The 1,876-nt window shown below is 55.5% G+C and carries 4 protein-coding genes; 3 read left to right on the top strand and 1 reads right to left on the bottom strand.

Annotation, left to right across the window (positions count from 1 at the left end):
- From fliO to fliQ, 3 genes are all read left to right on the top strand, one after another.
- The coding region (fliO, locus tag V6C16_RS12235) for a flagellar biosynthetic protein FliO (protein WP_333543325.1) at nucleotides 1–378 on the top strand (378 nt) is incomplete at its 5' end.
- A 43-nt stretch (nucleotides 379–421) separates the two neighbouring features.
- Nucleotides 422–1,105 (top strand): flagellar type III secretion system pore protein FliP, encoded by a 684-nt coding sequence (fliP, locus tag V6C16_RS12230; protein WP_291440306.1) that lies wholly within the window; start codon nucleotides 422–424, stop codon nucleotides 1,103–1,105.
- A 91-nt stretch (nucleotides 1,106–1,196) separates the two neighbouring features.
- Nucleotides 1,197–1,466: a flagellar biosynthesis protein FliQ gene (gene fliQ / locus V6C16_RS12225; RefSeq protein ID WP_012624021.1), complete on the top strand. Its 270-nt coding sequence runs from the start codon at nucleotides 1,197–1,199 to the stop codon at nucleotides 1,464–1,466.
- 158 nt (nucleotides 1,467–1,624) lie between these two features.
- Here fliQ and V6C16_RS12220 read toward each other — a convergent pair.
- Nucleotides 1,625–1,876, bottom strand: a 252-nt coding sequence (locus tag V6C16_RS12220) for a hypothetical protein (protein ID WP_333543324.1), incomplete at its 5' end; no start/stop codon positions are given.

Raw genomic sequence — 1,876 nt, 5'->3', positions numbered from 1 at the left:
AGCAGCGCGGCGGCGCATGGGGCAAGCCTTGGCGGAAGTTCTTTTTCGTGGGGCGGCTATGCCCAGGCCGTGGGCATACTTTTTCTTCTGGTGGCCTTACTGTGGCTGGTGGTCTGGCTTGTGCGACGCTTCGGCAAGTTCAATTTTCTGCCGCGCCCCGGCGCGCTGCCCAAGGGGGCGCTGGTCATGGAGGCGCAATTGCCGCTGGGGCCGCGCAAGGGGCTGATGGTGGTACGCTTCTTGAATAGGAGGTTGCTGCTGGGCGTTACCGACCAGCACATAACCCTTCTGACCGAGGAGCAGGCGCAGCATGAGCCGCAGAACAAGGATTTTGAACACGTCATGGAAGAAGTGTCTCGCGGGGCTGACAGCCGCTAGTCTTCTTTTCTGGCTGCCTCATCTGGCCCATGCCGCGCAGGACATGGCTATGCCCACCCTGCAGCTCACCCTGGCGGGCGGCGCCAAATCGCCGGAAAAAGTCTCCATCCTGCTGGAAATTCTCTTCCTGCTGACCATCCTTTCCGTGGCCCCGGCCATCATGCTTACGGTCACCAGCTTTACCCGCATCATTATTGTTTTCAGTTTTCTGCGCCAGGCCATGGGCGTGCAGCAACTGCCTCCCACCCAGATTCTGGCAAGTCTTGCCATTTTTATGACGGTTGTGATCATGTTCCCCGTGGGCAAACAGATCAACGACGACGCCCTTCAGCCCTACCTCAGTGAGCGCATCGACTACAGGGAGGCTCTGGACAAGGCCCAGGCCCCGCTGCGCTCCTTCATGTTCAAGCACACGCGCGAAAAAGACCTTTCCATCTTCTATTCCATCAGCAATATGGAAGCCCCGAAGAACAAGGAAGAGGTTCCCACCATGCTTCTGGCGGCGGCCTACGTTATCAGTGAACTGAAAACGGCCTTCACCATCGGCTTTCTCATCTACATTCCCTTTCTTGTGCTTGATATGGTGATTTCAAGCGTGCTGCTTGCTATGGGCATGATGATGCTGCCGCCCATGATGGTTTCCATGCCGTTCAAGCTGCTGCTTTTTGTGATGGTTGACGGCTGGAATCTGCTGGTGGGTTCGCTGGTCAACAGTTTTCTGCTTTGACCGGACGCAGCCCTGAGCAGGCTGGCATCAATCTTGAATCAAATGGGCCGCCGGTTGCGGCAGTGTCAAAATTTTCCTGTGAGGTTACGCCATGTCTCCTGATTTTGTCATCGGTTTCGGACGCCAGGCCATTGAATTGTGCCTTATGATGGCCCTGCCCATGCTGGGCGTGGGGCTGGGCGTGGGCGTGATCGTGAGCGTCATTCAGGCTGCGACCCAGATTCAGGAGATGACGCTGACCTTTATTCCCAAAATTGTCTGCATGTTTCTGACCCTGCTGCTGGCCTTGCCCTGGCTTATGGAGCGCATGATCACCTTCACGCGCGACGTCTTTATCAATATCCCCAACTACGTGCGGTAATTGAAAATGTGGTGCAACGGTATCGGGTTCAATGCTGCCGGTGAACGGTTCCGGCTCGACAAACAGCAGGCGATGCTCCATGTATCGGCACTGGCATAAGCCGTACTGTGTACAGAATGGCACATATGCAGATGGTGGAAGAGCGGATCAGGACAAGTCTAGAGAAAATTCAGAAAGCTTTTATTTTTTAACAAAAAAAGGAAATGCCAAAGACATTTCCTTTTTTTGTTGTCTGAAACAGCAAGCGTATGTAAGTTGGACTGCGTACGCATCCGTGACGCCTGTAAGGCAGTGCGGATTTCCGCTTTTTCCTGCCGATGCAGTGGGCGCGGCGCAAACGGCCCGCGTGGGCGGATCGGGCGGTAGGCCCGGATCAGACCAGACGTCGGAATCGGACCGGATGCCAGGAT

The organism is Desulfovibrio sp. 1188_IL3213, from assembly GCF_036763145.1.
In the GTDB taxonomy this organism is placed as follows: domain Bacteria; phylum Desulfobacterota; class Desulfovibrionia; order Desulfovibrionales; family Desulfovibrionaceae; genus Desulfovibrio.
Note: the sequence above shows the minus strand (reverse complement) of the source record. Positions and strands in the feature narration are given on the sequence as shown.